At 57.2% G+C, this 6349-nt stretch carries 8 protein-coding genes; all 8 read right to left on the bottom strand.

Annotated features, from left to right (window positions below):
- Positions 1 to 231: 231 nt before the first annotated feature.
- A complete protein-coding gene (locus B4113_RS06945) occupies positions 232 to 813 on the bottom strand; it encodes a nucleoside triphosphate pyrophosphatase (protein ID WP_061912354.1) in 582 nt (193 codons plus the stop codon).
- A 316-nt stretch (positions 814 to 1129) separates the two neighbouring features.
- A complete protein-coding gene (locus B4113_RS06950) occupies positions 1130 to 2203 on the bottom strand; it encodes a stage II sporulation protein D (protein WP_235597968.1) in 1074 nt (357 codons plus the stop codon).
- 113 nt (positions 2204 to 2316) lie between these two features.
- Positions 2317 to 2778 carry a type II secretion system protein gene (locus B4113_RS06955; RefSeq protein WP_061912356.1) on the bottom strand — a complete coding sequence of 154 codons (462 nt, stop codon included), beginning with the start codon at positions 2776 to 2778 and terminating at the stop codon, positions 2317 to 2319.
- Positions 2779 to 2808: 30 nt separating this feature from the next.
- Positions 2809 to 3519, bottom strand: coding sequence for a hypothetical protein (locus B4113_RS06960; protein WP_061912357.1), 711 nt, complete (start codon positions 3517 to 3519; stop codon positions 2809 to 2811).
- On the bottom strand, positions 3516 to 4085 hold the full coding sequence (locus tag B4113_RS06965; protein WP_033844224.1) for a PilN domain-containing protein: 570 nt from the start codon (positions 4083 to 4085) through the stop codon (positions 3516 to 3518). The genes B4113_RS06960 and B4113_RS06965 overlap by 4 nt, the downstream gene beginning before the upstream one ends.
- Positions 4075 to 5010: a type IV pilus biogenesis protein PilM gene (gene pilM, locus B4113_RS06970; protein WP_033844225.1), complete on the bottom strand. Its 936-nt coding sequence runs from the start codon at positions 5008 to 5010 to the stop codon at positions 4075 to 4077. The genes B4113_RS06965 and pilM overlap by 11 nt, the downstream gene beginning before the upstream one ends.
- Positions 5011 to 5039: 29 nt before the next feature.
- Complete coding sequence (locus tag B4113_RS06975; RefSeq protein WP_033844226.1) at positions 5040 to 5795, bottom strand: A24 family peptidase; 756 nt, start codon at positions 5793 to 5795, stop codon at positions 5040 to 5042.
- Between the two features lie 18 nt (positions 5796 to 5813).
- Complete coding sequence (locus B4113_RS06980) at positions 5814 to 6281, bottom strand: prepilin-type N-terminal cleavage/methylation domain-containing protein (RefSeq protein ID WP_061912358.1); 468 nt, start codon at positions 6279 to 6281, stop codon at positions 5814 to 5816.
- Positions 6282 to 6349: the final 68 nt, after the last annotated feature.

Genomic DNA, 6349 nt, shown 5'->3' on the forward strand with positions numbered 1-6349 from the left:
GTCAAGCTCCCCGACGAGCGGGGAGAAGCTTTTCGTGGCGCGCGTTGTCCGCCATCGGCCCACGAAAGCGGCCTTTTCATGACGCGTTTTGTCCGCCATCGACCCACGAAGGCGCCCTTTTCGTGACGCGTTTTGTCCGTCATGCATCCACGAAGGCGGCCACTCCTTTGCTGTGACGCGCGTTGTCCACCATGGGCCGCCGGAGCAGCCGACCGCAGCGCGGCTGGCCGTTTACACCTCGGGAGGCGGCCAGCCGAGCCGGCGCAGTTCCCGGACCGTGCGCGACAACGGCAAGCCCACGACGGTCAAATAATCGCCTTCGATTCGTTTGACAAACAGGGCGGCGCGGCCTTGGATGCCATACGCCCCCGCCTTGTCCATCGGCTCTCCGGTCGCAATGTAGGCGGCGATGTCCTCGTCCTCCAGCTCCCAAAATGTCACCGCCGTTTTTTCGGCAAACGAGACCATGTCCCCGCCCGGGGTGGCGATGGCGACGCCGGTCCATACGTCATGCGTCCGCCCGGACAATTGGCGCAGCATATGAAACGCTTCTTCGGCCGTGCGCGGCTTTCCTAAAAAACGGCCGTCACACACAACGAGCGTATCAGCGCCGAGCACATACGCCCTAGGAGCAGTCTTCCGTACCGCTTCCGCTTTTCGGCGAGCAAGAAGTTGAACGGCTTCGTCAGGGGGCGTTCCGGGAGGGATCGTCTCATCGGCATGGCTTTCTTGGACGTCAAACGGCCAGCCGGCCAGCTCGAGGAGTTGCCTGCGGCGCGGGGAGCGGGAGGCAAGTACGAACCGAGGAGGCATGGGGCACTCTCCTTTCTTCGTTTCGGTTCGGAAGATTCACTTGTATCGTAGCAAATTTTGCAGGGAAAGGCAATGTTCTCTCTCGGAGGCCGGTGATTTCGTGCAAAATACTGCTGCTTCCACCTATTTCTCAACTAGAAAAACCTCTTAGAAACAGCCTTCTTTTCTGAATGAAAATGCGATGATTGGTGTGTGACAGCGTTTTTTCACCAGCCTTCGCGTTGTCAGGTGATAAAGACGGGGCATGGAGAGGAGAAATTCGATAGTTGCATCGGACGGTATTTTTTCGGTACAGCCACAGAAAAAAACGGGGCCTCTAGCTCCCTAGCGGCACCCATTCGATATAAGCGGCAAGCGCCTCGAGCAACTGTTGCTGAGCCTTGACCAACAGCGCTTCATCGCGTTGCTCTTTGTACGCGGCAAGAGCGACATACGCCTGTTTCAGCGCTTCGATATAGTCCGTGGCTGTTTTGCCGTCATCCATTTTGCTTTTTTCGAACGCATCATACGCAGTTTGCAACGCCTGCCAATCATCCTCGCTGACATTCCGGCCGCTAAGCAAAGCGGCGGAGACGGACGCCATCTGTTTGTACAGAGCCTCCCCCTTTTGGACAACCTCTAAACGGCGCGTGTTTGCATCCGCAGAAAACACCAGCTCTTTGACGTACGTGCTCGACACCGCTTCGCGATAGTTGTTGTTGATCGCCCGCAACGTTTCCTTATCGGTGCCGACGGCGATATAAATAGCGGCCGGTTTTTGCCCGACCACAACAGCCGGCGCGCCCGCCGCTCGGATCGGTTCCGCCGCCCGTTTGGCGGCCGCGACGTTTGAATAAACGCCCGCTTGCATGACCGCGATGGAAAACGGCGCACTGTCTCCTCTTGTGGCGCCTGTTGCTCGTTCGGGTGCCGTCAGCTCCACCATCGCCCTAGCGGCGGGTGACGGCTCTGGTTTGTCTTTCGGAATCATGCGCAGCACCATCATGCCGAAAGCGATCCCAACGAAAGCGGCAAGCGCCGCCGCGATGAGCAATGGCTTGAGAAATAACGGCGTCCGCCGTCTCGGACGAGTCGCCTTTTTGGATGGAAGCCGCTCAGAAACAGGGCGAACCGCTTCATCGGCTTCAAGGGCGACCGCCTCCAGCCTGTCGGCAGGGAAAGCAGAACCGATCACCGGGCCATCCCATCGATCGTTTTCTTCCTTAGCTTGTCCACCGGCAGTCGGTCCGTGAACGCGGCGTCGAGCTTCGAGCGATTCTGTCATTGGCCTCTGTTCCGACTGGCGATGCTGCGGCTGTGGGGGGGGTTCTTCGACCTGCCGTTCGACGGTAAACGGCTGCGGCTGTCCGTTAATGCTCACCGTAATACTTTGGCGCTGCTTGTCCATCATTTCACCGTCCCTCTTCGCACGTCGATTTCTTTCGCCTATCTTACCATAAGCGAAAAAAAAAAGAACAAGACATTTGTCGTCTTGTCCCCGTTTCTGCTCTTCATTTTCCGACATCATCGGCCGCGAATCGCTTCCGTTGCCAACGCTTCGACAGGAATCGGCTGCTCGCGGCCCTCATACGTACAAAGCTGCTTCGTCTCGCCTTTCAAGCAAACGGCGTAATCGATGCCGCCGTCGCCGCGCTTTATCACCAGCACGTATGACGGGTTCGCCTCCGGCGCCAGCATGCGGCCGGTGAACGGATCTTTGATCGGTTCCAGCAAATCGTGTTCCACCAGTTCCCGGTAAGACAGCACAGCAGAGGAGCGCGCCGGCAAAAACTCGACCTTTTCCGCCCCGACATACAGCCGCGCCGCCTCGTACAAACTGTATGCATCAGACACAAACGACCGTTCGCGCGCCTTTTCGATCACCGTCAGCACAGCAACGGCAACGATCGTCGCCACAATGCCGACAATGACGAGCACGGCCAACAATTCGATCAGCGTCATCCCCCGCTTCATCCGAATGAGCATCGGCATTCCCTCCATGGACGATCGGCCGAACTATGGGCGCGTCGCTGGGGCGACTTCGGCCAGCGGATTGTCCTTGCCGCTTGGCGGCGGAACATCATAAATCGGAGCGAGCTTTTTCCATTTCTCAAGCTTTGGCGCATAAAACGCACGAATCGTCACCGAATACGTCAACGGCTCGATCTGATCGCTCGTAGACGTCAGCTCCGGCGGACCGGTCAGCGTCAACCCTTCCACCGCCAAAATGCGGTCGGCATTCTCAAGCACTTCTAAAAACCGTTCGAGCTGGTAATAGGAAGGCGATTGCACCGTCAGCTGGGCGGTGATGGACTGGATGCCGCTCGGTGGGGAAACCGATTGCTTTCCTTCGTTTCCTTCGCTCGTTCCGCTACCGTTTGGCTGCGAAGCGGCTGTGTCTTCAGCCGAAAATTGCACGCTCACCAGCCGGCTGTCCGCGAGATATTCGGCTTTTTGAAACAAAAGCAGCAGCTGGTCAGTCAACGGATGGACAGGAACCTTTTTTTGCAGCGCGGCGATCCGTTCCGCCGTTTGCCCCGGCGAAGGAGCCACCGCTTTTTCGAGAGCGGCGAGCACCTGTTTTTCACTTTTCACTGTCATTTCTAATTGTTCCAGCTCGGCGTGCCGCGGCATGATGAGCCACACATACCCTGTTGCTGACAGCAGCGCCACCACCAAAACGAGTCCGGCGGCAAGAAGCGGCCATCGGTTCAAACGGCTGATCATCGTTTCCCCTCCTTGCCGGCTTGGCGAAGCTGCAGTTCATACTGGGCTATATATCTCGGGACGACTTGTTGTTCTCGCTGCTCCTCTTGTTCGCCGCTGACAGTAACGCTGGCGAGCTTGGCGCTTTGCACGAGGGGAAGCGCCTGCAGGCGGTTCAAGTAATACGCCGCCTCTTCCGGCGTGTCAAACTGCACCGTCATCGTCATGCTCGTCTGCCCCGCATACGCCACGTTCATGACAAATCCCCGCTCCGGAAGCTGCTTCGTGAGCGCCCGCAGCAGTGGCACCGATTTCAACGGATAGCGCTCCGCCCACTTCACCGCCTTCGCCAGCTCTTGACGCTCTTGCGCTTCGCTTTCCTGTTGGCGCTTCGCCTCCAGCACCGCCTGCTCCGCCTTGATCCGCTTCAGTTCCGCCTCCAGCGCCGCCTGCCGCTGATCGGCCCGCTCGATGAACCAATAGAAGAGCGCGGCGACAGCGAAAACAAGCAGCAAACCGATGAGCAAAACGAGACGAACCGGCTGTTTCGTTTCTCTTTGGGGCAATAAATTGATTTCAGCGATCATCGTGGATCCTTCCTTCTTTCAGCGCCAATCCCCAGGCAAGATGAAAACGGTCCGGCAGCGGGTCGAGCGAAGGGCGAAGCCGCTCCACCGGGACGTCGACCTGCTCCACCAACGCGGCGAACACATCGTCAAGCCGCGGATGGTCGCCGGCAAGAAACAGACGGGTGATCGACTGCTCGCCTTGCTGAATGGAAAACGAATAAAAGTTCATCATCCGTTCCATTTCCTTATACACATCAATGAACGGGTCGACAAGCCCAGGCGCTGACTCCCCCTGGGACGCTTCGAGCGGCAAGTGGCGCATAAACAGCGGCAAATGGCGATGAAAGACGCTGAAATTGACAGACGATTCATCGAACTGGACAAGCAAAATATGGTCAGAGGCGGCCGCTTGTCCAACGTGATGAAACGGGCGATAGGCGCAAAGCGGCGACACATCGGCCGCAACCGGACGCAAATCGACGTCTTCCAAGACGGCCGCGTATTCCATCACCGCTTCTTCCGGAGCGGCAAACAATAACACGTTCAGCGCTTCTTCGGTCCGATCGATGATCAAGTAATCAAACACCGGATCGGCAAACGGAAGCGGAATCGATTCCCCGAGCTCCATAAACAAATAGCTGCGGATCTCCTCTTCGGGCAATCGGGGCGGAAGCGGAAGGGTGCGAATCAAAACGAACGGATCGGGAACGACAAAGCGAATGCGCCGCCCGTCCAGTTTCCATTCCTCTACGCACTCATCCAAAATCATCGCCAACGCTTCGCCATCGACAATTTTCCCATCGCGGATGATGCCGGGAGGGAGCGCCCGCTCTCCCCATCGCTTCGCTTCAGGAGACGGAGCGGGTTTCGCTTCCACATACCGGATCACGTGATCTTTCAGCACGATGTTTGCCTGTTTCGCAGTTCTCCGCCATAACGCCATCGTTCGTCCGCTTCCTTTCTTACCGTCCTTTACATGATCAGCCTCACGTACGCGCGCACGATCGACTCGCCAAAGAAAAACGCCGTCAAGGCGCCGAGGGCGATCGCCGGCGCAAACGGCATCGGCACGCCGCGCCGCACCCGGCCGAACGCCATGCCGACAAGCCCCATCCCCGTGCCGTAGCACGTCGCCAAGAAAAAGGCAAGCACCACCATTTTCCACCCGAGCACCAACCCTAGCACCGCAAACAGTTTCACATCTCCGCCCCCCATTCCGCCGTTAGACAGCACGGCGATCAGCCACAAAAGGAAAAAGCCGACCGCCGCGCCAAGAAGCATATCAACCCACGGCAAAAACGGGATCAACAGCCGCTCCCCGGCAAACAAAGCGGCAAACACCGCCAGCACGCGGTCGGGAATGAGCATGTAGCGAAGATCCGAAACGACAATGATAGCAAGCAGGCTAATCAACGTCCACGCCACGATCAACCGCCCGCCCCAGCCGACCCACAGCGGGGCGGCCGTAAACAGCGCGGCCGTCGCTGCTTCCATCAGCGGGTAAAGCGGGGAGATGCGCCCCCCGCACCCGTTGCAGCGCCCGCGCTGCACAACGTACGACACAACCGGAATGAGCTCCCTCGCCGACAGCGTCCGCCCGCACGCCGGACAACGCGACCGCGGCCGGACGATCGACTCCCCCACCGGCACCCGCAGCCCGACGACGTTGAAGAACGAGGCGAGGAGGAGGGAGTAAAAAAAGATACCAATGAAAAGAATGATTTCCATGGCAAGCTAACTTCTTAATTACTCGAGTTTTACATCATCACGCGTCAATTCATTTACATCTTTGCTGCCGTTAATGTAAGTAAAATTTTCCTTGCCATCTACGAGTGTTACCTTATATTCAATACCTGTGACTTTGTTATTAGTATCGGTTTTCTTTACAATTTCTACTTTACTCTCACTCGGGTTATACTTTTCTGTTGATTTCTTCCCCGGCGATTTCGGAATGTTTTCTAAATACCCGCCGTCATACAACTCCTGCAATGTATATGACGTTTTTGTGTTTTTGTCGGCCGCAACGGCGAGCCGCGCCGCGCTGGCAACTTGCTTCGCATTGGCGATATGGGCGTCTTTTTTCGAGTTGTCCATAATAGCGCCAATGGCTGGGATGGCGATCGCCGCGATGATCCCTAAAATGACGATGACGGCGAGCAGTTCGATGAGCGTCAAGCCGCGCTCATTTTTGAGAAGACGTTTGAACGTAACTATTCAGCCGTTACATAGAAAAAGTTTACGAACTCTGGTTGATTCTCGCTCCCCTTGTCTATACTAGTACC

It is taken from the genome of Geobacillus sp. B4113_201601 (genome assembly GCF_001587475.1).
GTDB classification, from domain to species: domain Bacteria; phylum Bacillota; class Bacilli; order Bacillales; family Anoxybacillaceae; genus Geobacillus; species Geobacillus icigianus.

Coding starts and splice junctions, on each gene's coding strand:
- B4113_RS06945 (WP_061912354.1), bottom strand. CDS start 813: ATGCCTCCTCGGTTCGTACTTGCCTCCCGCTCCCCGCGCCGCAGGCAA.
- B4113_RS06950 (WP_235597968.1), bottom strand. CDS start 2,203: ATGATGGACAAGCAGCGCCAAAGTATTACGGTGAGCATTAACGGACAG.
- B4113_RS06955 (WP_061912356.1), bottom strand. CDS start 2,778: ATGCTCATTCGGATGAAGCGGGGGATGACGCTGATCGAATTGTTGGCC.
- B4113_RS06960 (WP_061912357.1), bottom strand. CDS start 3,519: ATGATCAGCCGTTTGAACCGATGGCCGCTTCTTGCCGCCGGACTCGTT.
- B4113_RS06965 (WP_033844224.1), bottom strand. CDS start 4,085: ATGATCGCTGAAATCAATTTATTGCCCCAAAGAGAAACGAAACAGCCG.
- pilM (WP_033844225.1), bottom strand. CDS start 5,010: ATGGCGTTATGGCGGAGAACTGCGAAACAGGCAAACATCGTGCTGAAA.
- B4113_RS06975 (WP_033844226.1), bottom strand. CDS start 5,795: ATGGAAATCATTCTTTTCATTGGTATCTTTTTTTACTCCCTCCTCCTC.